Origin of the sequence: Lysobacter sp. FW306-1B-D06B (genome assembly GCF_038446665.1) — a bacterium.
Lineage (GTDB): Bacteria > Pseudomonadota > Gammaproteobacteria > Xanthomonadales > Xanthomonadaceae > Lysobacter_J.
Genome location: NZ_CP151802.1, coordinates 2768780 through 2791695 on the forward strand (window position 1 = coordinate 2768780; position 22916 = coordinate 2791695).

Here is a 22916-nt window from a genome sequence, read left to right on the forward strand (position 1 = left end):
CAGTCTCCTTGCGTCCTTGAGTCGGTCAGTGCAGCGAGCCGGCGCGACGGCCGGCCAGTGCAGACGGCTTGATCAGCTTGATGCCCTGCGCGGCGTGGTAGCCGTGGATCTCCTTGACGTCCAGCTTGCGCATGAACGCGATCGTGTCGGCACCGATGACCTGGCCCGGCACCATGATCGGGAACCCGGGCGGGTAGGGAATGACGAAGTTCGCCGACACCATTTCCGGGCCGTCGCGCAGACGCTTGTCGATGTCCTCGCTGCCCAGTCGCACGTACTCGCAGTTTTCTTCGTCGTAGGCCATGAAGAACGCGGGCCGCATGTGGCCTTCGTTGCTGGCGCCGTCGGGCTGGTCGCGGAACGCGTCGTGGAAACGGCTGAAGTTCGGCAGGTCCGGAACGTCGGTCATCAACGCGCGGACACGGTCGTCGAACACCGTCCGGTCGAGCGCGCCGCCCTGCGACAGGCGCGATTCGATCTCACGCGACAGGTCGGCCAGCGCCTTGATCAGCAGCGCCGCATCGCTGTGCGTGTTGTTGATGTTGGTCTGCACCAGGACGCTGTTGCGCGAGGTCTTGTTGATCTGGATGTCGAAGCGTTCGGCGAGCAGCCCCTTGAACTGCGTGCCATCGAACCCGGCCGCGCCGCAGATCAGCGTCAGGCGCGTGGGATCGAGCGCGAACTCGTCGTGATCCAGTGCCTCGATCGCGTCCAGCCAGCTCGAATCCGGCGGGCCGTAATCGCGCAGTCCCGACTCGCGGAACTCCGCGGGGATCATGTCCTCCGGCGTGGCCACGCGGAAGTATTTCGAGATCAGCGGGTGCGTGTTGATCGCACGGCGGATCTTCAGCGCCAGGTCGGTCATGCGCAGCGTGAGGCCGTAGCCCTCCAGTTCCATCTGGCGCCGCGCAAGGTCGAGGGACGCGATCAGCTGCAGGTTCGGCGAGGTCGAGGTGTGCGCGAAGAACGCCTCCTCGAAGGGGCCTTCCACGTGATGGAAGTCCTCGTCCCACACCAGCATCATCGAGCCCTGGCGGAACGCCGACATCGACTTGTGCGTGGAATTGGTCTGGTACACGCGGATGCGTACGCGGTCCGGGTCCGGCAGCAGGCGTTCGTCCAGCAGCGCCGGATCGGCCGGGTCGAACTCGCCGCGCTTGGCCTTCCACGCGGCGTATTCGTCCCGGTAGGCCTGGCTGTGGTAACGCTGCGTGAGCACGGCGGCCGCGCCCATCGCGGTGCGGCGGCGGTGCATCGGGTTGAAGCGGGCGAAACCGAACCAGGCTTCGTCCCACAGGAAGATCAGGTCGGGCTTGATCGCCAGGCATTCCTCCATCACCCGGCGCGGGTTGTACATGTGGCCGTCGAAGGTGCAGTTGGTCATGTCGACGACCTTGACGCGGTCCAGCTTGCCGCCGGCGGCGCAGTCCAGCAGCGCCTGCTTGATCGTGCGCAACGGCACCGCGCCGTACATCGAGTACTGCGTCAGCGGGAAGGCCTCGACGTAGTAAGGCTGCGCGCCGCTCAACACGAATCCGTAGTGGTGCGACTTGTGGCAGTTGCGGTCGACGATGACGATGTCGCCCGGCTTGCACACCGCCTGCACGACGATCTTGTTGGACGTGGAGGTGCCGTTGGTGCCCAGGTACGCGCGCTTGGCGCCGAACGCACGCGCCACGGCATTCTGTGCGCGTTTGATGTTGCCGGTGGGCTCCAGCAGGCTGTCGAGCCCGCCGGTGGTGGCGGAGGACTCGGCGAACAGAATGTTGGTGCCGTAGAAGTGGCCCATGTCGCGGATCCAGTTGGATCCGAAGATGGACTTGCCGCGTGCGATGGGCAGCGCATGGAACGTACCGATGGGCCGCATCGCGTACTTCTTGAGGTTGTCGAAGTAGGGCGTTTCGTAGCGGTCGTTGACGCCGTCGATGATCGACAGATGGATCTCCATCGGCTCTTCGACGTGGTGGAACACGCGCCGCAGCGGCGCGGCCTCGTCGCTGCCGGCGACCGATTCGGGCGCGCGATCGGTCAGCAGGTACAGGTCCAGTTCGGGCCGCGAGTTCTTGATCGTGCGGGCCAACGTGAGCGACATCGTGCCCGGCCGCACGTCGTCGGCATCCAGTGACACGTGCCGGGAGACGAAGTCCTTGAGATCGGGGATGTCGTGATGGGAGGAGAATCCGAAGCCGTCGACGAGCACCACGGCCTGCAGGTCGTGGTTGACGATCATCGCCAGCGCAGCGTCTTCGAAGCTGCCGGCATGCACGACGGCATAGTGGAAGGGATCTTCCGCTCGCCGCATGCGCCGCATTTCGTCCTTGGAGCGCAACCACTGCGCGGGATCGGCCGGCGTGACCACCAGTACTTCGAAGTAGGGCTTGTCCTGCACGCCGAGGATGTCGGGCGGCAGCGCATCGAGCACGTTGCGGTCCAGATCGTCGTCCAGCTCCCAGGCGTTCTCGTCGCGCCGGTAATCGCCCGACAGGATCGCCGAGGACACCTTCTGCACCAGCCGCGCGAACAGGGCGGCATCGCCGTCGGCCAGCGCCTGGCGCAGCGCGGCCAGCAGCCGTTCGCCAGGGTAGGCCCAGCATTGTTCAAGCCGCATGGCTTCAGCGAACTGCTTGGTGCAACGCTCGCGGCCTTGCGCGGCATTGGCCCCGCCACCGGCCCACGCGCGAGCAGCGGCGTTGAGGTGGCGCCACTGGTCGGCGCGCAGCGAAGCGGCGACAAGAACGTTGGCAAGTCGCGGCGATTCTTTCTGGGAAGGATCCTGGTTCATACCCGTGCTCCGTACGCATGGCGGCGACAAGCTTCTGGCAGTGCAGGCCAGGGCCGGGCGGCTCACGTGGAGCACGACGGCTCAGGCTAGTGAAAGCAATCCTCGCCAAAGCCTATGCCCGGAAAAATGCAGGGAAAATTGGCCCTTGGCCCAACAACCGCCGTGCGTGTGAAGGCGCTGCGGCCGCCTCCCGTCGGCTAACCGCCCTGCGTGGGCCCGTCCCAATGCGCTTTGGGCACGATTTTTGGCGACTCCGGGTCGGCTTCGTAGTTGGGCGACATGATCTGCACGCCGGCTTCGTTGAAGGCGTCCTGGATGTTGGCGTGCAGCGTGCTGCGTGCGATCAGGCGCTGCTGCACATCGGGAATGCGCGCGCGCAGCACGTACTCCACGTAGAAGTCGGACAACGCCGCCTGGGCGACGAACGGGGCCGGCGTGGATTGCACGCCCGGCGTGCGCTGCGCGGCATCGAGCAGCAGCCGGTGCACCTGCCGCCACGGCGCGTCGTAGCCGATGGTCACCTTCGCTTCGATCCACATGCCCGGGCCATCGGGATTGCGCGAGAAGTTCTGCAACTTGCCGCCGAGCACGACGTTGTTCGGATAGCTCACTTCCACGCCCAGCGGCGTGCGCAGGCGCGTGGTGAACAGGCCGATCTGCTGCACGGTGCCTTCGGTGTCGTCGATGCGGATCACGTCGCCGGGCGTCATCGTGCGCGAATAAAGCAGGGTCAGGCCGCCCGCCGCCTGGCTGACGATGCTGGAGGCGCCCAGCGAGATCATCAGGCCGACGAACACGCTCAGGCCCTTGAACGCATCCGTTTCGGCGCCAGGCAGGTACGGGTAGGCCATCGCCAGCGCGAACAGCCAGATCAGCGCGGTGAAGATCTTGCGCGTGGGTTCGGCCAGTTGCTGGTCGATCCCCAGCAACTGGAAGCGCCCGGCTTCCACGCCGTGGAAGGTCACGCGCAGCGCCTGCGACACCAGTCGGGCGAGGATGAAAATGAGGAACGCGCTGAACAGCCCCGGCAGCGCGGAAACGATGGCATTGCCCAGGCTTACGGTGCGCGAGGTGATCCAGCCCGTCATCGCCGCCGCCCACGGCTGCGTGTAAGGGAAGCGGCCGAAGGCGAAACGCAGCCATTCTTCGAAGGTGAGGGCGACGATCAGCCACATCGCCAATCGCGCCAGCCCGCGCGCACTGGCGATGAGCCCGGCGAGCATCTGCCGTGCGGATTCGCTCTTGAGTTGCGCCAGCCGCGCGACGACCCAGGCGTCGACCCGATGGCGCACGCGCAGCACCAGCCGGTACAACAGCCACAGCAGCGCGATGGCGGCCACGGTGGCCACCGCCACCCAGAGCAGGCCCTGCAGAACGCGTTGCGGCATGCGGGCCTGTTCGCCCGCGCGCACCGCGGTGTCCAGGCGCGTGATCGTCTGCGCGCGCAGCTGATCCAGGCTCTGGCCGCCCAGCACGTCGCGGTCGGCCGGCACGATCACCGTGACCAGTTGTCCCGACAGGAGGATCGCCACGCCCTGCGGCACCGCCTGGTAGCCGACCTTCGCCATGCCGGGTTCATCGACGATGCGCGCGATGTTGGCCTGCGCCACCTCCGCGCGCCGCGTCGGTGAGTTGCCGAAGAACGGCACGCGGAAGGTCACGATGTCGCGGTTGAAGTAGCGCAGCGTCGCCGGTGCGTGGGCAGGCGGGGCGGCGGCGGCCGGTGGCGGTGCGGGCTCGGGGGCGGGCTGGCGCGCACTCGCGGCGCAGGCGAACGCGGCCAGGGCGATGCCGAGCATCGTCCCCGCGAGATGCCGCATCACGTGGCGGTGGCCGGCCTCCATGGGCTGTCGTCAGAACCGGTAGACGGCGCCAAGGCGAATGCCGCTGTCGGTGAAGTCGAGGTTGCCGATGAAGTCATCGCGCCGCGAGTCGGCTTCGATCCTGCGCACGGTGTAGTCCAGCGACAAACCGGCCCGCTCCCACGGGAACCACTCCACGCCCAGGCGGCCGAAGGTGATGTCCGCATCGATGTTGTCGATGTCGGCCGAGAAATAGCCCACGTCCGCCGAGAACCGCCAGTCGTCCAGCGGTGCCCAGCGCCAGCTGCCGCCGATGCTGGGGGCGGGCAGGTCGGCGTCGACGTCCTCGCGGATCGCGCCGTCGATGCGGTTGCCCTGTGCGTCCACCTGCAGCGATAGCTCCAGGTTCATCCGGTACCAGACCAGGCCGACGCGCGGGCCCAGCGCCCAGCGGTCATTGTTCACGCCCCACCAGACGTAGTAGAGGTCGTACGCGTCCAGGTCCACTTCGGCGCGCAGCGTGCTCTGCGCCTCGAACGTCGTGTCCTCGAAGGTGATCGACCGGTTGGTCGTGCGCGAGGCCGACGCGTCGTCCTGGTAGTAGGACAGGCCGAACTCGTGGTTGTCGAACGGCCGCCAGGTGACGCCGACGACCGCGACGGTATTGCTTTCGTCCAGGCCGAGGTCGCGCTGTAGGTCGATGCGCGTGCCCGACTCGGTCTCGCCGTCGGCCCGCACTTCGGTGTCGAACTCGGTGATGTAGCCGCCGATGCGGGCGCTGAAGGTGTCCAGCGGCTCGATCGCGCGGGCCTGCATCGAGGTCATCGCCAGCAGGACTGCCAGGGGAAGGGCAATGCGGGTGTTCATGGTGCCTCCCATCGACATTGTGTGGTTCAACGTGACTGTGCCGCCGTGCGCAGCCCGACCAGGCGCGCGACCATGATCGCCAGGTAGAGCTGCCCGATGATGGCTTCGAAGACCGCCAACCCCCTCATCACCGGCGTGGCCGGCGCGAAGTCGCCGTAGCCTAGCGTCGCCAATGTGACGAAGCTGAAATAAATCGCGTCTCCCATGGAGACTCCACGGGGCGGCACCAGTCCGCCGGCCAACAGCGAGCCCGGGTCCAGCCGCGCCACCGCCGCATAGACCACGCCCCAGCACACGCCGATCAGCAGGTAGGCGCTGAGCGCCGCGTACAGGCGTTCGGCCCGGATGCGCACGCTGGCAAGGGAATAGCGCACCGCGCGGTAGGCCGCGATCAGCGCGATCGCGCCCCACGCCATCGCCGCCGCCACCTGCAGGGCGGTGCCGGGCAGGGTGGTGGAGATCCAGCGCAGGGCCAGGGCCACGGCGATCAGGCCCCACAGCACGCGGCGCTCGCCCAGCAGCAGGGAGGGGAAGACCGCGGCGACCAGGTTGACCGCCAGGAAGGCTTCCATGAGCGTGCGCCCGAACCGCATCGCCTCCAGCAACGGGCCGATGGCGATGGTCAGCAGCAGCGAGAAGAACAGCATCGCGTAACGGTGCTGGCGCAATGAGGACGGGCTGCGGGAGATCGGCGTGTCCATCCTCAGCCCGACGCATCCGGCACATAGAAGAACACCGCCGCCAGGATCAGGTACACCGCCAGCAGCTGCACGCCGCGCAGCCAGTCGGTGCGTCCGTCGCTGGTGATCTGCCCGGTGATGAGCACCGAGAACACGATCGTCAGCACCAGCCCCGGCCCGAACACCAGCCCCATCGGATGCGGCCCCATCACGTAGCTCAGCAGCACCAGCAGCGGCGCCACCAGCAGCGCGAGCTGCACGCTGGCGCCCATCACGATGGACATCGCCAGGTCCATGCGGTTCTGGCGCGCGGAGACGATCGCCGTGGCCTGTTCGGCCGCGCCGCCGATCACCGCCAGCACGAACACGCCGGTGAAGGCGTCCGACAGCCCCAGTTCCTCGCTCGCCGGTTCCACCGCGCCGACCAGGATCTCGCTCAGCCAGATGATGCCCAGGCTCACCGCCGCCAAGACGATGACCGCCTTCTTCGGGCTCCACAACGGGCCGTGATGGGCGTGGGCCGCGTCTGCGTGCGATGACGACGCCGTATCGGCGGCCTGCGCCGCCTTGCGCGCGTTGGCGGCGCGACCGGCGGCCAGCGTATAGCCCACGTTGGCGACGTAGACCAGCAGCAGCGCCACTGCGATCCAGGCGCTGATGGAGTTCAGCGCTTCCCCGGCGTCGGGCACGATGGCGCCGTAGCCGGCGGGCATGATCAGCGCGATCACCGCCAGCGTCAGCATCGTCGCCTGCGTGCGCGCGGAGCGGGCGTCGTAACGCTGTTCACCATGGCGCACACCGCCCACCACCATCGCCACGCCGAGCACGAACAGGATGTTGCCGATGATCGTGCCGGCGATGGACGCCTTGACCATGTCGTGCAGGCCGCCGCGCAGCGCCGCCAGCGCGATGATCAGCTCGGCCGCGTTGCCGAAGGTCGCGTTGAGCAGCCCGCCGATGCCCGGCCCGAGACGCACGGCAAGCGAGCCGGTGGCCTGCGCCATCAGCGAGGCCAGCGGGATGATGCCGGCACCGGCGACGAGGAAGATCAGCAGCGAGCGCTCCGGAGCGAAGTGCTCCAATGCGATCGCGATCGGCATGAGGATGAGCAGCCATTTCATCTCGACCGACTCCTCACTGGGTGGTGGCGGGTGTGGCGGACTCGTTCGGTAGCGCTTCGTTCGCGGCCACGTCCTGCATCTGACCGAAGCTGCCGCCCAGGGCGAGGTGCAGGTCGACGCGCCGGCTCAGGCGTTCGCGTTGCACGCTCAGCAGGGCGATCTCGGCCGACCAGGCCGCGAGCTGGCGCTGGCTCACCGCGCGCAGATCGGAGCGGCCGATGCGATAGGCCGATTCCTCCATGCGCGTGATGTCTCGGTTGGCCTGCGTGGCCTCACTCAGGATGCGTTCGCGCTCGGCCAGCACGCGTTCGGCGTTGAGCGCGTCTTCGACTTCGTCCAGCGCGATGAGCGCACGGCGCGCGTAGTCGGCCACGGCTTCCTTCTGTTCGGCGGTGCGAAGGTGCACCTGGCCCGTCAGCGCACCACCGGTGTAGATCGGCGCGATCACGGTGGCGGAGGTGCTGCTGATGGTCTTTTCCAGATCCTGGCGCGTCTCGACCACCTTGTTGCTGATGCGCCCGTACCCGGCGGAAAGCGAAAGCGTGGGCAGCATCGCCGCCTTCGCTTCGCCGACGCGGTCGAACGCGGCCGCGACACGGCGCTGCGCGGCGATCATGTCGGGACGACGGTCCAGCACGTCCATCGGAATCCCCACCGGCACCGGCGCAGGGAAGGGCGTCAACGTGCCGCGCGCGGCCAGCGTCGCGCCCGGATACCGGCCCAGCAGCAGCTCCAGCGCACGCAAGGCCTGGCGATGCGCGAGCTCCATCTGCTGCTGCGCGTCCTGGTACGTGGCGAGGTTGGCCTGGGAGATCATGACCTCGCTCTGCGTGCCCGCACCGACGCGCACCCGATCGCCCGACAGATCGACCAGCCGCTGGCCGGCATCGGCCATCTCGCCGGCGAGCGCGACCTGCATGCGCGTTTCGTTCACCACGAACCACGCGCGTGCCACGCTCGCGGCCAGCGACTGTTGCGCATAGCGGTAATCGGCGCTGCTGGCATCGCGCGCCGCGCGGGCGGCGTTGCGCGCGTAGCGCATGCGGCCCCACAGGTCGATCTCCCAGCTCAGGCGCAGCATCACGCCGCTGAGCAGGGGCACCAGGTCGGAGATCGGCTTGGAGCCGCCGCGCCCGATCAGCCCGATCGCCGGCTTGAGGTTGGCCTCGGCCATGTCGACCTGCGCGTTCGCCTGCTCCACGCGCGCGGCCGCCATGATCAGGTCCGGGTTCTTCGCCAGCGCCTCGTGCACGAGCTGGGTGAGCGTGGGATCGTTGAAGCTCGCCAGCCAGTCCTCGTCGATGCGCGCGGCGCTGACCTGCGCGGACCAGTTCGGCGGAATGGCGACCTGGCCCAGCGCCTGTTCTCGCACCTCATCGCCGGTGGGCTCGGGCAATACCGCGCAGCCGGCGGCGAGCGTGAGCACGCAGGCGAGCCCCAGCGGAATCGCCTTGGTCGCGCAGTGGCTCGCCGGGCGCGGGCTCATCGTCGCCTCAGTGCAGTTTCAGCACGAGCCAGTCGAGCTTGCTGCCCACCCGCAGGATCACCTTGCGGATGATGTGCAGCAGCTTGCCGCGTTCGGTGTAGATCGCGCCCTGGCCCTGCGCGCCCATCGCGATGAAGGTGTCGGCGTCGCGCCCGGTCGGACGCAGGCGCACGGCGATGCGGCCCAGCGGAAGCGGCGTCGTTCCGCTCTGCGGAATCATGCCGCTGATCGGCAGCTGGCCCGTGGCCGAAGCCCAGACGATCGAATCCACCGCGCATTTGATGATGCGGTTGGGGTGCGTCTTGAGCGCGATCTCCGCCTCGTTGCCGGGGGCGACGTTGGCCAGTTCGTTCTGCGAGAACATGGCCAGCACGATCTGCTCCTTCTCCACGAAGCTCATCACCGGCGTGAGCGGCAGGCTGGCGGCGAAGGAACCTTCACGCAGTTGCAGGTTGATGACGGTGCCGTCGGCCGGCGCGTAGACCGTGGTCTGCTCCAGCTGCCAGCGCGCCTGGATGATCTGCGCCTTGAGCTGTTCCACCGCCGCGCGCGCCTGCGCCACTTCCGACAGCTGACCACCGGGCGTCTTCGCCGAGATCTTCTGCTGCACCTGCGCCATCTGCGCGGTGGTGGAGGTCAGTTCCGAACGCAGGCTGGCCGCTTCGGTCTGCGCCTGCTCGTGATCGAACTTGGAGCCGGCGCCGGTGGAGGCGAGTTCGGCGGTCTGGCGTTCGCGCTTGATCGCCAGGGCGAGACGCGAATTGAGCGCATCGCGCGTGGAGCTGGCCTGGCGCAGTTGCTCGTTCAGTTCACGCTGGTACGCCTGCGCGGTGTCGAGCTTGGCCTCCATCTCCGGCAGCTTGGCCTCCAGCGCCGCCAGCTCCTGCTGGAAGGGCACCGGGTCGATGCGGAACAGCACCTCGCCCTTCTTCACCGGGCGATTGGGCTCCAGCGGAACGGCGATCACGCGCCCGCTCACGCGCGGCACCACCTGCACCACGTAGTTGATCACGCGCACGTCGGAGGAGGAGGGCGCGACCACGTTGAGGATCAGGATCATCGCCGTCAGCGCGAAGATCGGCAGCGAGACCACGATGATCTGCGAGACGAAATTCCACGGCAGCCACTTGAACTTGAAGAAGATCAGCCAGACGAAGAACGAGTAGATCAGCAGCAGGATGATCTCCATGATTCACTCCTCGTCGCCGGCCACAGCGGGCCGTTGCGGCTTCGCGTTGGCATTGCCCATCGCCATCGCCATCTCCAGCGATCGGATGCGGCGGCGCAATTCATCCACTTCGGCCTGCGATTCGGTGGCGCGAGCATCCACGACGGGCGCCTGCGGTTCCGGTGGCGCGGCGCGTTCAGCATCCTGCAGCGGCGTGAGCGCATCGCCGCCGTGGCCGTGGCGGTCGTCGACGTCGGTTCCGTAGGCCATGCGGTGCAGCACCGGCTTGGTGTAGGCCCACAGCCAGGCCAGGGGCCACAGCAGGCCGCCGAAGAACAGCGACAGCAGGCACAGCGTCTTGATTGCGTCCAACTGCGGATGGCGGCGTTTCTCGGCGATCTTCTCCGGCAGGATGTGCACGATCCAGAACACCGCGATCAGCACCACCGGCACGATGATCAGCGCCAGCCAGGCGACGACATTGGCGGCGGCGTCGAGGGCGTCGCCGCTCAACAGCGAGGCGTGCGCCAGGGACGGCGCCGTCGCAAGCGCAAGCAGGACGACATGCGGCGCGCAAGCGCGCCCGCGGACATGGCGGTTATCCGGATTCATGGCTCTTTCCCCGCGTCGCGGGGCGCCACGCCGCCGCGATGTTCCACCGCTCCCAGGATCGCGCCGATCAGCGACTCGTCGTCCACCGGCTTGCACAGGTAGGCCTCGGCGCCTCCGTTGAGCGCACGCTGGCGGCCCTCGGTCGTGTCGTTTCCGGTCAGCACCACCACGGGCACGCTGAGCTTGCGTTGCTGGAGCGCGTCCTGCACGTCGAAGCCGCTCAGCCCCGGCATGTGAAGATCCAGGACCACGCAGTCGGGCGCGCTGTCTTGCGCGTGGCGCAGGAATTCGTTGCCTGATGCATAGACCAGGACCTCGAATCCGGCGGACCGAAGCAGGCGGTGCAGCGCACGGCGCACGTCTTCTTCGTCATCCACCACGGCAATGGTGAGCGATCGTCCGAGCATCGCCGCAAACCTCGCGCGAGCCGTCCTTCCCCCGCAATTGGCCCTTGGCCCAACACACCCTTCATTGCGCACAGGAGTACATTGTTCGGCGCATCTGCCCCAAACGGATCAAGTGTCCGCGCGGCAAGAAGCGTGCCGACCCGCGCCCTCGCGTTGCGTGGCCGTTTTCGCGTCGCGTCCGCGTTGTGCGGATACGCAGGAAACGGCGACGTCCCCTCCAGGCAAGGATGACGATGAACTGGGTCGCCCTGACATGGCCGATGCTCGCGGCCGCGAGTCTGGTGCTGGGACTCGTGCACGGGCTGGTATGGCTGACCCAGAAGCGTCTGGGCGTGCATCTGGCCTTCGCCATCGCCGCTGTGGCGGTCGCCGCGCTGATCCTGCTCGAAATGGCGGCGCTGTACGCCACCTCGCCCCAGCGCATGGGCGAACTCATCCGATGGATGCACCTGCCGGTGGCCGTGATGGTCGTGGCGATGGTGTACGTGGTGCATGTGTCGTTCGGGCTGGGCTCGCGCTGGCTGGCGCTGGGCGCGGTGTCGCTGCGCGTCGCCGCGCTGGCCGTCAACTTCGCCAGCCCGGTCAACCTCAACTTCCGCTCCATCACCGCCGTGGCGCGCACCGAGTGGTGGCAGGCGTCCGTGCACTATCCGATCGGTGAGCTCAACCCGTGGGTGCTGCTGAGCCAGGCGAGCAACGCGTTGCTCCTGGTCTATCTGCTCCAGACGATCTTCCGCGGCATCCGGGCCGCCGAGGAGACCCGCAGCTCGGTGCTGGTGATCTGCGGCGGCTGGTTGCTGCTGATCGTGGTGATGATGACGTCGGCCCTGCTGATGGCGCTGGGCGTGCCGCGCATTCCGCTGACCGCCACGCCGAGCTTCGTCATCGTCGTGCTGGCGATGAGCTGGCAGCTCGGGCGTGATCTGTTCAAGTCCGAGCGCCTCACCCATCTGCTGCAGGAGAGCGAAGTCCGCCGTCAGCGCGTGCAGAAGGACCTGGAACTGGCGGCGTCCGCGCCCGGGCTTGGGCTGTGGTCGTGGGACGTGGCGGTCGACGGCTACGTGGAGAACGCAAGCAATCGCGAGATTCTCGGCGGTGCGCCGGGCGATCTCGACGTACGCAGGGCGCTGTTCGGCCGCACCGGCTCGCCGGGGCGCGAGGCATTGGAGCGCCGCTTCGCCGAGGCGATGCGCCGGCCTTCCTGGGAGCTGGAGTATCCCATCGTGCGCGACGACGGCGAACGGCGCTGGGTCAGCCTAACCGGCAGTGTCGAAGCCACCGCGGACGGCCAGCCGACGCTGGTGCGCGGCGTCACCCGCGACGTGACGCGGCTGAAGAACGAGCAGGAAGTGCTGCGCATCCTGCTGGAAGCCGCACCGAGCGCGCTGCTGCTCGCCGATGCGCAGGGCATCATTCGCTACGCCAACCTGCAGGCGTCGCGCGTGTTCGGCTATGAAGACGCGAACATGGTGGGCATGCATGTCGATGCGCTGTTGCCAACGTGCCCGGACCTGCGCAAGTGCGAGCACCATCGACATGACGCGGTGCATCCGATTGCACGCGAAATGGGGCATGAGATCGACCCGGTGGGCGTGCGCCGCGATGGCACGGAGTTTCCCATCGAGGTCGGATTGAGCCCGCTCACGTTGGCGAACCAGCCGCACGTCGTGGCCTCGGTGACGGATCTGACCGAACGCCGCGAACTGGAAATGGAGATGGCGATGGAGCGTGAAGGCATCGCGCATCTCTCGCGTGTGACCATGCTGGGTGAGTTGTCGGGCTCGCTCGCGCACGAGCTGAACCAGCCGCTGGCCGCGATCCTCAGCAATGCTCAGGCCGCCCAGCGCATCCTGCGCCGCGATCCGTCCGACATCGGCGAAGTGCAGGCCATCCTCGGCGACATCGTCGACAACGACCGTCGCGCCGGCCAGGTTATCAACCGATTGCGCGGGCTGCTGAAGAAGGAGCACCGCGAGCAGTACCCGTTGCTGATGAATGAAGTGGTGCTGGAGTCGATCCGCCTGATGCGCAACGACCTGCTCAACCGTCGCGTGGCGTGGCGCATGGATCTCACGCCGGGCATCCCGCGCGTGGTGGGCGACCGCATTCAGCTGCAACAGGTGCTGCTGAACCTGATCTTCAACGCCTGCGACGCACTTCCCGAAGAGAATTGCGAGCGCATCGTCACCGTGCGCACCGTGCGATCGGAACTGGGGGTGTGCACCGAAGTGGTGGACAGCGGGCAGGGCATTCCGGAAGCGATGCTGGAGACGATCTTTCGCCCGTTCGAATCCACCAAGCCCAACGGAATGGGCATGGGGCTGGCCGTCTGCCGTACCATCGTGCGGGCCCACGGCGGGCACATCTGGGCGGAGAACCGGGAAGCCGGCGGCACGCGGGTCTGTTTCGATCTGCCAGGCGTGGAGTAGCGGCCATGTCCACCACCACCGCACTTGTTCATCTGGTCGACGACGACGCTGGCGTCCTCAAGGCATTGGCGCGACTGCTGGCAACCGAAGGGCTGGAGGTGTCGCTCAGTCAGTCCACGCGCGAATTCCTGGCCCGTTACGATCCCGAAGTGCCCGGCTGCATCGTGCTCGACCTGGCGATGCCGGAAATGGGCGGGCTGGAGTTGCAGGCCTTGCTGGAGGGGCAGGGCGTGACCCATCCGGTGATCTTCCTCACCGGTTGCGGCGACATTCCCTCTACCGTGCGTGCGATGAAGGCCGGTGCGCTGGACTTCCTGACCAAGCCGGTGGAAGTGGACGCATTGCTCGACGCGGTGCGACGCGGCATCGACCTCGACCTGGAAGCACGACGCGTGCGCGATGAGAGATGCGAGGTCAGCGCGCTGATCATGACCCTGACCCCGCGTGAGCGCGAAGTGTTGCGGTACGTCCTGTCGGGCCGGCTCAACAAGCAGATCGCGTCCGAGCTTGGCATCGTGGAGAAGACGATCAAGGTGCATCGCGCTCGTGTGATGCAGAAGCTCGGCGTGCGCTCGGTGGCCGAACTGGTCCGGCTGGCCGAGCGCGCGAAGATTGCGCCGTGTGAATGACGCCTCCCCCTGCGTGCAAGGGGAGGGAGCGCAAGCTCACCGCTTTCCCTGGCCCGCCGCCTTCAGGATCAGATCGGCGATCTCCTTCGGATGCGACACGAGCGAAAGATGGCCCGCATCCACTTCGATCGTGGTTGCCTTCATGCGCTTTGCGAGAAAGCGCTCAAGATCCGGATTGATCGTTCCGTCCTGGCGCGACACGGCGTAGAACGCGGGCTTGTCGCGCCATGCGGCCTGCGTGGTGCGTTCGCCGAACAGCGTCGCGGCGGTGGCGCCCTGCACGGCATAGAGCACATTGGCCTTCTGCGGTGCGACACCATTGGCGAAGTAGGACAGGAACGCGTCCTTCGACAGCGTGGTATAGCCGTCGTGTGTCTGGATGCCCGCGCGCACCGGGCCGGTGGGGAACTTGCCGGAGAGCGCGACGAAATCCTCGCCCGCATCCGGCGCACGCGCGGCGACATACACCACGGCGGTGACCTTGGGATCGTTGCCGACCTCGCTGATCACGGTGCCGCCCCATGAATGCGCGACCAGCACCGTCGGGCCGTCCTGTTGCGCGAGCGCACGCCGCGTCGCGTCGACCGAATCCTTCAGCGAACTCAACGGGTTCTGCACCGCGGTCACGTTCAAGCCGGCCGCCTGCAAACGTGGAATGACCTCGGCCCAGCTCGAGCCGTCGGCCCAGGCGCCGTGGACGAGGACGACGTTGCGGGCCGGTGTGACGGGCGCTTGCTGCGCGACCGCCGGGAAGAGTGCGAACGACGCCGCCAGCGCGATCAACGCTGCGAACGTCCAACGTCGGGTGGAGTTCAACGTGTTCATGGTCTTGCCTCGATGGAGGGCGCCACCGGTGCATCCTTGCACCGGACGACGCGGGGGATCGCGTGTGTTCAGCTGCGGATGAAGGCGAGCAGGTCGGCGTTGATGACGTCCGCGTGCGTGGTGCACATGCCGTGCGGATAGCCCGGGTATAGCTTCAGCGTGGCGTTCTTGAGCAGCTTGGCCGACAGCGGGCCGGCATCGTCCACCGGAACCACCTGGTCGTCATCGCCGTGCAGCACCAGCGTGGGCACGTCGATCGCCTTCAGGTCCTGCGTGAAGTCGGTTTCCGAGAACGCCTTGATGCCCTCGTAGTGCGCCTTCGCGCTGCCGATCATGCCCTGGCGCCACCAGTTGTCGATCACGCCTTCGATCGCCTTCACGCCCGGTCGATTGAAGCCGTAGAACGGGCCGGAGGCGAAGTCGCGGAAGAACTGCGAGCGGTTGGCCGCAAGCCCCGCGCGCAGGCTGTCGAAGAGGTCGATCGGCAAGCCGCCGGGATTGGCGGGCGTCTTGAGCATCAGCGGCGGAACGGCACTGATCAACACCGCCTTGGCGACGCGTCCCTTCGGCGCACGCGCGACGTAGCGCGCGACTTCGCCGCCGCCGGTGGAATGGCCGATGTGCACGGCACCGCGAAGGTCCAGTGCTTCGAACACGGCCGCCGCATCGGCCACGTAGGTGTCCATGTCGTGACCTTCGCTGACCTGACTGGAGCGGCCATGGCCGCGACGGTCGTGCGCGATGACGCGGTAGCCCTGGGCGAGGAAGAACAGCATCTGCGTGTCCCAGTCGTCGCTCGACAGCGGCCAGCCGTGGTGGAAGACGATGGGCTGGGCCGTCTTCGGGCCCCAATCCTTGTAGAAGATCTCGACGCCGTCTTTGGTGGTGATGGTGCTCATTGCCTGGTTCTCCGTGGGGTGGGGTGGTGCAGGAGAAACACTAGGCCGATGGAGGCGGGCGGAACATCGTACGTGCGGTTCGATGCCTCATACGATGGTGTGGGTCATACGCGCGGCGCGGCGAGCGCGCGTGCGAGGCAGCGGGCGATCATCGCGCCGTCCACCGGTTTGACGAGGTAGGCGCACGCACCGCTCGCCATCGCACGTTCACGCGAGGACTCGTTGGGGAAGGCCGTCATGAAGATCACGGGAAAGCGCCGACCGGCGGCGAGCAGGGCATCGCGCAGCTGCTCGCCCGTCATGCCGGGCATCTGTATGTCGGTGACCAGGCAGTCGGGATCGCCGGCTTCGGTGTCGCGCAGGAATGCCTGCGCCGAGGGATACGCGCGCACCTGGTACCCCAGCGACCGCGCCAGGCTCGACAGGGATACTCGGACGCCATCGTCGTCGTCGACGATCACGATGGTGGGGACGCGGGTCATCGGAAGTCCTTCGGTCCGAGAAGCGCGCACATGCGTGCTCGACGGCCAGCCTCCTTTATGCCTCCCCGCGGGCGGCGCGGGAATCATACGGAGGTTTGCATCCGCGCCCGGTCAGCGCTGGCAGATCCCCAGCGCCTCGGCATTGCGCACCAGGTCGGCCAGCGTGCGCACGCCCATCTTGCGCATTACGTTGCCGCGGTGGATCTTCACCGTGATCTCGCTCAGCCCGAGCAGACCGGCGACCTGCTTGTTCATCAGTCCCGTGGCGACGTGCGCCATGATCTCGCGCTCGCGCGGCGTCAGCGTTTCGTAACGCGCGCGCACGCCGTCCAGCGCCGCGCTGTGTGCCCGTCGTCGCGCATCGCGGTCGATCGCCGCGGCCACGGCGTCGAGCATGTCCTGATCGCGGAAGGGCTTGGGCAGGAAGTCCACCGCGCCGGCCTTCATCGCGCGCACCGACATGGGAATATCGCCGTGCCCGGTCATGAAGACGATGGGCAGGGCGATGCCGTGCCGCGCGAGTTCGTCCTGCACGTCCAGCCCGCTGATGCCGGGCAGGCGCACGTCGAGGATGATGCAGCCCGGGCCGTCCGGCAGCGTGCTCTGCAGCAGCTCCGCCGGCGAGGCGAACAGCAGCGTGCGATAGCCGATCGACCGGAACAGGCTGTCCAGCGACTCGCGCACCGCGGTCTCGTCGTCGACGACGACAACCAGCGGCACGGCGGGCGGCGGCGGAGTTTGCTTGGTCATGTCGTTGCATCCGGCCGTGCCGTCGGCAGCAGCAGCGTGAACGCGGCGCCGTGGCCGGGTTCGCTTTCCACATGGAGGCGGCCGCCGTGAGCTTCGGCGATGGTTCGGCTGATCGCAAGCCCCATGCCCATGCCCTGCGGCCGCGTCGTGAAGAACGGATCGAACAGGCGTGCGAGATGTTCCGCCGCGATGCCGGGCCCGGTGTCGTGCACGCGGATGGCGACCTGACCATCCGACGCAGGCGCGGCCGTGAGCGTGACCATTCGCGGTGCCGGCTGCGATGCCATGGCCTGTCCCGCGTTCACCATCAGGTTCACCAGGACCTGCTGCAACTGGACGCGATCGCCGTCGACGGCGGGCAGGTGCGCAGCGATGTCCACGCGCAGCTTCACCCGCTCGCGGGCGAGTTCGTGCTGCACCAGGCGCGCGGCCTCCTCGACAACGGAGGCGACCTCCATGCGCTGCCGCTGCACGGGGACTTTCGCCAGGAACGCGCGGATGCGATGGACGATCTCCGCCGCGCGGCGACCTTCGGAAATGATGCGTGCGATCGCGCTTTCGACTTCGGGAAGATCCGGTATTTCCCGCCGCAGCCAGCGCATGCCGGCCTCGCCGTTGGTCACCACCGCCATCAGCGGCTGATTGACTTCGTGCGCGATGGAAGCCGTCAGCTCGCCCAGGGTTGATACACGCGCGGCGTGGGCCAGTTCGGTCTGCGCGGTGAACAGGGCGTCCTGCGCCTGCCGCCGTTCCGTGTTGTCGATGACGAAGACCAGCACATTCGCGTCGCCGTCTTCGGGCGAAGGGAAGGTGATCGCGAAGAGCACCGGCACGCGGCGCCCGTCCGCACCGATGATCTCGGATTCGCCTTCGTGGAAGGCATCGCCGCGCGCGAAGGCGGCCAGTGCTTCGCCAAAGGTGCGGTCGCTTTCGCCCAGCAGATCATCGACGGAAGCCGGGTAGGCCGTGCCCACGGCGCCGAGCATCGCGGCGAATGCGGGATTGACGTCCCGGATGCGCGCGAGGCGGCGCGCCTGGCGGATGAACTGCGGGTGCGCCGCCGCATGCGCTTCGATCGCGGCGGCGTCCTGTAGATCCAGCGCGTCCAGTTCCGCACGCACCGCGCTCCAGTCCTGTTCCACCACGCCGATGCGGCTGGCGTCGAACATGCGGCGATAGCGCCGCTCGCTGCGCACGAGCGCGGCGTACGCGGCCTTGCGTTCGGTGACGTCGGTGTGGGTTTCCATCACCGCGACAGGGCGGCCCGCGCGGTCGCGCTGCAACACCCAGCGGCTGTCGAGCACGAGCGTGCTGCCCGAACGCGTCGTCTGCTCCAGGGTGCCTTCCCAGCGACCGGTGCCCAGAAGTTCGCTCTCCACCGCTTCGCGCGGACCCGGATAGCGCGTCTTCAACAGTTCGTCGGCGCGACGGCCCACCGCATCCTCCGGAGGCCAGCCGTACACCTCCTGCGCGGTGCGGTTCCAGGACGTGATGCGGCCGGAGACATCGCGCACGAAGATCATGTCGTGCGAAAGGTCCAGCAGCATGGCTTGGTCCGACAGCGTGCGCATCGCGCTCTGGTTCTGCAGTGCGAGCACGGCGGCGATGCCGATCGCGGCCAGGCTGACGAACGCGCGCACGGTCTGTGCGCCGAACGGGGCGGTGCCGTGCATGTCCACGTAGGCCACCAGCGTGAGTGCCGCGGCGCCGACCGCCGCGATCACGATGTCGCCGCGCCGGTACGTTCGTGCGACCAGCAGCACCGCCACGACATAGAGCACCGCGACGGCGCCTTCGAGCGTGGTGAACGTATCCAGGGCGAAGATCGCCAGCATCAGCACCGCCGCGGACAGGCGCAGCACCAGACGCAGCCTGCGTTCGGCCGGAACCGGATGGCCGGCGCGCGAGAGCGCGGAAGGGCGGTGGGGGCGCAGGGTCGAGGACATCAAGGGGCTTCCGCGAGCAGGCCCGGCTGCGCCGGGCGGCGGCGGCCATGCGCTGCCGTGGCCGAACACTAGCACCCGGCGACACCGCGCAGCCACCGGCGCGCGCGCAGGTAAACCAAGGTATGAGAGGACGAAACGATCATCCAATACAGGCGCCGCGACGCGGTGGATAGTCTGGCCATCGCCGGGAATCACCCGGCCATCCCGCTCCCCCACGCGGATGCAGCCCAAGGAGACCGTCCATGAATCTGCCCCTCCAGTCCCGCCAGGACGCGCCGTTGCGCACGCGCACCGACATCGGTGCGGCGGCCTCGCGCGACATCGCCGCCGCGCTTACCGGCCTGCTCGCGGACACGTTCGCGCTGTACCTGAAGACGAAGAATTTCCACTGGCACATGTCGGGCCCGCATTTCCGCGATTACCACCTGCTGCTGGACGAGCAGTCCGACCAGATCTTCGCCATGACCGATCCGATCGCCGAACGCGCGCGCAAGGTCGGCGGGAGCACGCTGCGCTCGATCGGCCACGTGCAGCGCCTGCAGCGCCTGCTCGACAACGACGCCGACTACGTCACGCCGCAGGACATGCTGGCCGAACTGGCCGACGACAACCGGCGCCTGGCCGGCTTCCTGCGCGCGGCGCACGGCGTGTGCGATCGCTACAACGACGTCGCCTCGACCAGCCTGATCGAAACCTGGATCGACGAGACGGAGCGTCGCAGCTGGTTCCTGTTCGAAAGCACGCGCGCGTCGCGCTGAGCTCCCCCGCGAGGAGATCCACATGCAATCCACCTCTGCTTCCACGGCATTGCCAGCCGGCACGCCCGCGACGCCGTTCACGCTGTCTTCGACGCCGGACCAGAAGGTCTCGCTGGAGGAATTGCGTGGCAGCCCGGTGATCCTGGCGTTCTATCCCGCGGACTGGAGTCCGGTCTGCGGCGATCAGATGGCGCTGTACAACGAGATTCTGCCGGAGTTCCGGCGCTACGGTGCGCAGCTGCTGGGCATCTCGGTGGATGGCGTGTGGTGCCACGCGGCGTTCGCGCAGGAGCGCAAGTTGCACTTTCCGCTGCTGGCCGATTTCGAGCCAAAGGGTGCGGTCGCACGCAGTTACGGTGTGTATCGCGAAGCCGACGGCACGTCGGAGCGGGCGCTGTTCGTGATCGACGCGCAAGGCGTGGTGCGCTGGAGTCATGTCTCCGCGCTGGGCATCAATCCGGGCGCGGACGGCATTCTCGACGCGCTCGACAAGCTCGCCGGCAAGGGCGGGGAGGCAGTGCAATGAGCCGTCTCACGATTCCGGTCGGCGCTTCCGATCATGCACAAGGCCGCGCGGACGCGCCGGTGACGCTGGTGGAATACGGCGATTACCAGTGCCCGTACTGTGGCCAGGCGTACCCCGTCATCCAGGCCGTGCAGCGTGCCATGGGCGATGGCCTGCGCTTCGTGTTCCGCAACTTTCCGATCACGCAATCGCATCCGTATGCGCTGGGTGCGGCGCAGTTCGCCGAAGCGGCGGCGGCCGACGGAAAGTTCTGGGAAGCGCACGATCTGCTGTACGAACGCCAGGACGCGCTGCGGCCTTCGGACCTGATGGAGTACGGCGACGGCCTGGGCCTGCGCGCGGTGGACCTGCGCGAAGCGTTCGAAGGGCGATTCGACGGCAGGATCCAGGCCGATTTCATGGGCGGCGTGCGCAGTGGCGTGAACGGAACGCCGACGCTCTTCATCAACGGCCAGCGTTACGACGGATCGCCGGACCCGGAGGCCCTGGTGGCGACGATGCGTCGCCTGGTGGGCGGGGCGGGGAAGTAGCCTGCCGCTCCGTCGGTCGGCGCGTACCGCCATTCATGGAATCCATGAGTGGACTTGCAGTCATTTGCTGACACCATGACCGCATGCGCTACGACCTGAACCTGCTGCCGGTCTTCCTCGCGCTGATGGACGAGCGCAGCGTCACGCGTGCCGCGCAGCGGTTGGGCATCACGCAGCCTGCGCTGTCCAATGCGCTGTCGCGCCTGCGCGACATGCTCCAGGACCCGCTCTTCATCCGCGAGCGATATGGCATGGCGCCCACGCAGAAGGCGGTGGAGCTCGCTCCGGCGATCGCCGCCGCGCTGGCGAGCCTGGACGAACTCATCCTGGGGCAGCAGCAGTTCGATCCGGCCAAGGCCGAGCGCCTGATCACGCTGGCGCCCAACAGCTACGTCGAGTTCGTGCTAATGCCCGCGCTCGTCGAGCGGCTGCGCGAACAGGCGCCGGGCATTCGCCTGCGTCTTACGCCGTACGGCACGGACCTGGCGGAAACCGGCGTGATCTCCGGCGAAACCGCGCTGGTCCTGGGGCGCGTGATCGATCCGCCCGACAATCTGGTGGTGCAGCACCTCATGGACGAAGGCCTCGCCTGCGTCGTGCGCGCCGATCATCCGGTGGTCAACAAGCGTCTGTCGAAGCAACAGTACGAGCAGCTCAAGCACGTGAACGTGCTGCCTCCGGGACGGTTGCGCGCGGGCCTGTTCCAGATGCTCGAGCGGCAGGGCGTGCGGCGCGAAGTGGCCGTCTCGGTCACGCACTTCCTCGCGATCCCGGAGCTGATCGCGGTGACGGATTACTGCGCGACGCTGCCGAACCTGATCTGCCGTCGCCTCGCGGGCGATCCGCGCCTGAAGGTGTTGCCGGCGCCCGTGGACCTGGGGACGTTTCCGGTGGAGATGGCGTGGCACGTGCGATACCGGCACGACCCCGCGCATCAGTGGTTGCGTTCGCTCGTTGGCGACGTGGTGCGCGAGCTGCAGCGCAGGCGCTGAGTCGCCGTGTCCCTCTCCCGTGCGGGAGAGGGACGGACCGTGCGTCAGGCCGCGCTGGCAAGGTCAGGTGTACCGCTGAAGACCGTATAGCCTTCCGCGCCGCCACCGAAGAACGCCGAAGCGGGGGCTTCGAACAGCGGCGCATTCGCGCGCAGCTTGGCGACCAGGTCCGGGTTGCCGATGAACGGCTTGCCGAAGGCGATCATGTCGGCGCGTCCGGCGCTCATCGCATCGATGGCCGACTGCCGGTCGTAACCGTTGTTGGCGATGTAGGTGCCGCCGAAGGCCGCGCGCAGTGCCTGGAAGTCGAATGCGTCCGCGCCGTTTCCATCATGCAGCTGGCCCTCGACACCGTGCAGGTAGGCCAGGCCCAGATGACCGAGTTGGCGGGCGAGATAACCGTGCGTTTCCACCGGCGTGCTGTCCAGCGGCGTGTTGCCCACGGCCGTGGAGAGCGGGGACAGTCGCAGCCCCACGCGGTCGGCGCCCCAGACGCCCGCGACCGCTTCCACCACTTCGATGGGCAGCCGCGCGCGGTTCTCGATGGAACCGCCATAACGGTCCTCGCGCACGTTGGTGCTGTCGCGCAGGAACTGTTCGAGCAGGTAACCATTGGCGGCGTGGACTTCCACGCCATCGAATCCCGCCTCGCGGGCCCGCAACGCGGCGGTGCGATAGTCCTCGATGACGGCCGCGATCTCGTCCAGCGTGAGCGCACGCGGCATCGACGGGACTTCGAATCCATTCTCCGTGAACACATTGCCGCCCGCCTGGATCGCGGAGGGCGCGACCGGCGCGATGCCGTTCTCCTGCATGCTCACGTGCGACATGCGGCCCACGTGCCACAGCTGCATGACGATCTTGCCGCCTTCGGCATGGACGGCGTCGGTGACGCGGGCCCATGCATCACGCTGCGCATCGGTGTAGATGCCCGGGGTGTAGGCATAGCCGCGACCCTGGCGGGAGATGTTGGTCGCCTCGGTGATGATCAGGCCCGCCGAGGCGCGCTGGCGGTAGTACTCCACGGCGAGCGGTGTGTGCACGCCGTCCATGCCTGCGCGGGACCGCGTGAGCGGGGCCATCGCGATGCGGTTGCTGACTTCGATCGCGCCAATGCGGGTCGGGGAGAAGAGAAGCTCGGCGGACATTGCAGTCGGTTCCTTGGTGGGGTGACCGAAGCATGAGCGCCGCGCTGGCATTGATCCAATTTATTTACTGGATTCCA

General features: G+C 67.7%; 21 protein-coding genes. 6 read left to right on the top strand and 15 right to left on the bottom strand.

Annotated elements, in window-relative coordinates:
- Positions 1-25: 25 nt before the first annotated feature.
- The 9 genes from AAFF32_RS12635 to AAFF32_RS12675 form a co-directional block, all read right to left on the bottom strand.
- A complete protein-coding gene (locus AAFF32_RS12635) occupies positions 26-2782 on the bottom strand; it encodes a hypothetical protein (protein WP_342315361.1) in 2757 nt (918 codons plus the stop codon).
- A 197-nt stretch (positions 2783-2979) separates the two neighbouring features.
- Positions 2980-4626 (bottom strand): mechanosensitive ion channel family protein, encoded by a 1647-nt coding sequence (locus AAFF32_RS12640; protein ID WP_216957892.1) that lies wholly within the window; start codon positions 4624-4626, stop codon positions 2980-2982.
- Positions 4627-4635: 9 nt separating this feature from the next.
- A complete protein-coding gene (locus AAFF32_RS12645; protein ID WP_216957889.1) occupies positions 4636-5451 on the bottom strand; it encodes a porin family protein in 816 nt (271 codons plus the stop codon).
- Positions 5452-5477: 26 nt separating this feature from the next.
- On the bottom strand, positions 5478-6152 hold the full coding sequence (locus tag AAFF32_RS12650; protein ID WP_216957888.1) for a potassium channel family protein: 675 nt from the start codon (positions 6150-6152) through the stop codon (positions 5478-5480).
- Between the two features lie 2 nt (positions 6153-6154).
- Positions 6155-7252, bottom strand: coding sequence for a calcium/proton exchanger (gene cax, locus AAFF32_RS12655; RefSeq protein WP_216957886.1), 1098 nt, complete (start codon positions 7250-7252; stop codon positions 6155-6157).
- 13 nt (positions 7253-7265) lie between these two features.
- The gene (locus tag AAFF32_RS12660) at positions 7266-8738 is read right to left on the bottom strand and encodes an efflux transporter outer membrane subunit (protein ID WP_216957884.1); all 1473 of its coding nucleotides are present in this window, start codon (positions 8736-8738) and stop codon (positions 7266-7268) included.
- Positions 8739-8745: 7 nt separating this feature from the next.
- Positions 8746-9927: an HlyD family secretion protein gene (locus AAFF32_RS12665; protein WP_216957882.1), complete on the bottom strand. Its 1182-nt coding sequence runs from the start codon at positions 9925-9927 to the stop codon at positions 8746-8748.
- A 3-nt stretch (positions 9928-9930) separates the two neighbouring features.
- Complete coding sequence (locus AAFF32_RS12670; RefSeq protein ID WP_342315362.1) at positions 9931-10518, bottom strand: DUF3302 domain-containing protein; 588 nt, start codon at positions 10516-10518, stop codon at positions 9931-9933.
- On the bottom strand, positions 10515-10925 hold the full coding sequence (locus AAFF32_RS12675; protein ID WP_254200113.1) for a response regulator: 411 nt from the start codon (positions 10923-10925) through the stop codon (positions 10515-10517). The genes AAFF32_RS12670 and AAFF32_RS12675 overlap by 4 nt, the downstream gene beginning before the upstream one ends.
- Before the next feature lie 233 nt (positions 10926-11158).
- Between AAFF32_RS12675 and AAFF32_RS12680 the strand changes: the two genes are divergently transcribed.
- Positions 11159-13354 carry an ATP-binding protein gene (locus AAFF32_RS12680; RefSeq protein WP_342315363.1) on the top strand — a complete coding sequence of 732 codons (2196 nt, stop codon included), beginning with the start codon at positions 11159-11161 and terminating at the stop codon, positions 13352-13354.
- A 5-nt stretch (positions 13355-13359) separates the two neighbouring features.
- A complete protein-coding gene (locus tag AAFF32_RS12685; protein WP_216957873.1) occupies positions 13360-13983 on the top strand; it encodes a response regulator in 624 nt (207 codons plus the stop codon).
- 36 nt (positions 13984-14019) lie between these two features.
- On the opposite strand, the gene AAFF32_RS12690 is transcribed toward AAFF32_RS12685, so the two are convergent.
- The 5 genes from AAFF32_RS12690 to AAFF32_RS12710 form a co-directional block, all read right to left on the bottom strand.
- The gene (locus tag AAFF32_RS12690; protein ID WP_216957871.1) at positions 14020-14808 is read right to left on the bottom strand and encodes an alpha/beta hydrolase; all 789 of its coding nucleotides are present in this window, start codon (positions 14806-14808) and stop codon (positions 14020-14022) included.
- A gap of 68 nt (positions 14809-14876) precedes the next feature.
- The gene (locus AAFF32_RS12695) at positions 14877-15707 is read right to left on the bottom strand and encodes an alpha/beta hydrolase (protein ID WP_216957868.1); all 831 of its coding nucleotides are present in this window, start codon (positions 15705-15707) and stop codon (positions 14877-14879) included.
- A gap of 104 nt (positions 15708-15811) precedes the next feature.
- Positions 15812-16189, bottom strand: a complete 378-nt coding sequence (locus AAFF32_RS12700; protein ID WP_216957865.1) for a response regulator — start codon at positions 16187-16189, stop codon at positions 15812-15814.
- Positions 16190-16300: 111 nt separating this feature from the next.
- Positions 16301-16939 carry a response regulator transcription factor gene (locus AAFF32_RS12705; RefSeq protein WP_216957863.1) on the bottom strand — a complete coding sequence of 213 codons (639 nt, stop codon included), beginning with the start codon at positions 16937-16939 and terminating at the stop codon, positions 16301-16303.
- Complete coding sequence (locus AAFF32_RS12710; protein WP_342315364.1) at positions 16936-19116, bottom strand: ATP-binding protein; 2181 nt, start codon at positions 19114-19116, stop codon at positions 16936-16938. The genes AAFF32_RS12705 and AAFF32_RS12710 overlap by 4 nt, the downstream gene beginning before the upstream one ends.
- 11 nt (positions 19117-19127) lie before the next feature.
- Here AAFF32_RS12710 and AAFF32_RS12715 point away from each other — a divergent pair, with 11 nt between their 5' ends.
- The 4 genes from AAFF32_RS12715 to AAFF32_RS12730 all read left to right on the top strand — a co-directional run bounded on the left by AAFF32_RS12715 (position 19128) and on the right by AAFF32_RS12730 (position 21691).
- Positions 19128-19643: a DNA starvation/stationary phase protection protein gene (locus AAFF32_RS12715; RefSeq protein ID WP_342315365.1), complete on the top strand. Its 516-nt coding sequence runs from the start codon at positions 19128-19130 to the stop codon at positions 19641-19643.
- Positions 19644-19665: 22 nt separating this feature from the next.
- The gene (locus AAFF32_RS12720; protein WP_216957857.1) at positions 19666-20169 is read left to right on the top strand and encodes a redoxin domain-containing protein; all 504 of its coding nucleotides are present in this window, start codon (positions 19666-19668) and stop codon (positions 20167-20169) included.
- Positions 20166-20699: a thioredoxin domain-containing protein gene (locus tag AAFF32_RS12725; protein ID WP_342315366.1), complete on the top strand. Its 534-nt coding sequence runs from the start codon at positions 20166-20168 to the stop codon at positions 20697-20699. Before AAFF32_RS12720 ends, AAFF32_RS12725 begins: the two co-directional genes overlap by 4 nt.
- An 83-nt stretch (positions 20700-20782) precedes the next feature.
- Positions 20783-21691 carry a LysR substrate-binding domain-containing protein gene (locus AAFF32_RS12730; protein WP_342315367.1) on the top strand — a complete coding sequence of 303 codons (909 nt, stop codon included), beginning with the start codon at positions 20783-20785 and terminating at the stop codon, positions 21689-21691.
- 44 nt (positions 21692-21735) lie between these two features.
- Here AAFF32_RS12730 and AAFF32_RS12735 read toward each other — a convergent pair whose 3' ends face one another.
- Positions 21736-22839, bottom strand: coding sequence for an alkene reductase (locus AAFF32_RS12735; RefSeq protein ID WP_216957851.1), 1104 nt, complete (start codon positions 22837-22839; stop codon positions 21736-21738).
- Between the last annotated feature and the right edge of the window lie 77 nt (positions 22840-22916).

What these genes read in the sequence shown, in the direction of transcription:
- cax (WP_216957886.1), bottom strand. Translation starts at nt 7,252, where the DNA reads ATGAAATGGCTGCTCATCCTCATGCCGATCGCGATCGCATTGGAGCAC.
- AAFF32_RS12635 (WP_342315361.1), bottom strand. Translation starts at nt 2,782, where the DNA reads ATGAACCAGGATCCTTCCCAGAAAGAATCGCCGCGACTTGCCAACGTT.
- AAFF32_RS12640 (WP_216957892.1), bottom strand. Translation starts at nt 4,626, where the DNA reads ATGGAGGCCGGCCACCGCCACGTGATGCGGCATCTCGCGGGGACGATG.
- AAFF32_RS12665 (WP_216957882.1), bottom strand. Translation starts at nt 9,927, where the DNA reads ATGGAGATCATCCTGCTGCTGATCTACTCGTTCTTCGTCTGGCTGATC.
- AAFF32_RS12670 (WP_342315362.1), bottom strand. Translation starts at nt 10,518, where the DNA reads ATGAATCCGGATAACCGCCATGTCCGCGGGCGCGCTTGCGCGCCGCAT.
- AAFF32_RS12730 (WP_342315367.1), top strand. Translation starts at nt 20,783, where the DNA reads ATGCGCTACGACCTGAACCTGCTGCCGGTCTTCCTCGCGCTGATGGAC.
- AAFF32_RS12705 (WP_216957863.1), bottom strand. Translation starts at nt 16,939, where the DNA reads ATGACCAAGCAAACTCCGCCGCCGCCCGCCGTGCCGCTGGTTGTCGTC.
- AAFF32_RS12675 (WP_254200113.1), bottom strand. Translation starts at nt 10,925, where the DNA reads ATGCTCGGACGATCGCTCACCATTGCCGTGGTGGATGACGAAGAAGAC.
- AAFF32_RS12645 (WP_216957889.1), bottom strand. Translation starts at nt 5,451, where the DNA reads ATGAACACCCGCATTGCCCTTCCCCTGGCAGTCCTGCTGGCGATGACC.
- AAFF32_RS12650 (WP_216957888.1), bottom strand. Translation starts at nt 6,152, where the DNA reads ATGGACACGCCGATCTCCCGCAGCCCGTCCTCATTGCGCCAGCACCGT.
- AAFF32_RS12725 (WP_342315366.1), top strand. Translation starts at nt 20,166, where the DNA reads ATGAGCCGTCTCACGATTCCGGTCGGCGCTTCCGATCATGCACAAGGC.
- AAFF32_RS12735 (WP_216957851.1), bottom strand. Translation starts at nt 22,839, where the DNA reads ATGTCCGCCGAGCTTCTCTTCTCCCCGACCCGCATTGGCGCGATCGAA.
- AAFF32_RS12720 (WP_216957857.1), top strand. Translation starts at nt 19,666, where the DNA reads ATGCAATCCACCTCTGCTTCCACGGCATTGCCAGCCGGCACGCCCGCG.
- AAFF32_RS12685 (WP_216957873.1), top strand. Translation starts at nt 13,360, where the DNA reads ATGTCCACCACCACCGCACTTGTTCATCTGGTCGACGACGACGCTGGC.
- AAFF32_RS12715 (WP_342315365.1), top strand. Translation starts at nt 19,128, where the DNA reads ATGAATCTGCCCCTCCAGTCCCGCCAGGACGCGCCGTTGCGCACGCGC.
- AAFF32_RS12695 (WP_216957868.1), bottom strand. Translation starts at nt 15,707, where the DNA reads ATGAGCACCATCACCACCAAAGACGGCGTCGAGATCTTCTACAAGGAT.
- AAFF32_RS12690 (WP_216957871.1), bottom strand. Translation starts at nt 14,808, where the DNA reads ATGAACACGTTGAACTCCACCCGACGTTGGACGTTCGCAGCGTTGATC.
- AAFF32_RS12660 (WP_216957884.1), bottom strand. Translation starts at nt 8,738, where the DNA reads ATGAGCCCGCGCCCGGCGAGCCACTGCGCGACCAAGGCGATTCCGCTG.
- AAFF32_RS12680 (WP_342315363.1), top strand. Translation starts at nt 11,159, where the DNA reads ATGAACTGGGTCGCCCTGACATGGCCGATGCTCGCGGCCGCGAGTCTG.
- AAFF32_RS12700 (WP_216957865.1), bottom strand. Translation starts at nt 16,189, where the DNA reads ATGACCCGCGTCCCCACCATCGTGATCGTCGACGACGACGATGGCGTC.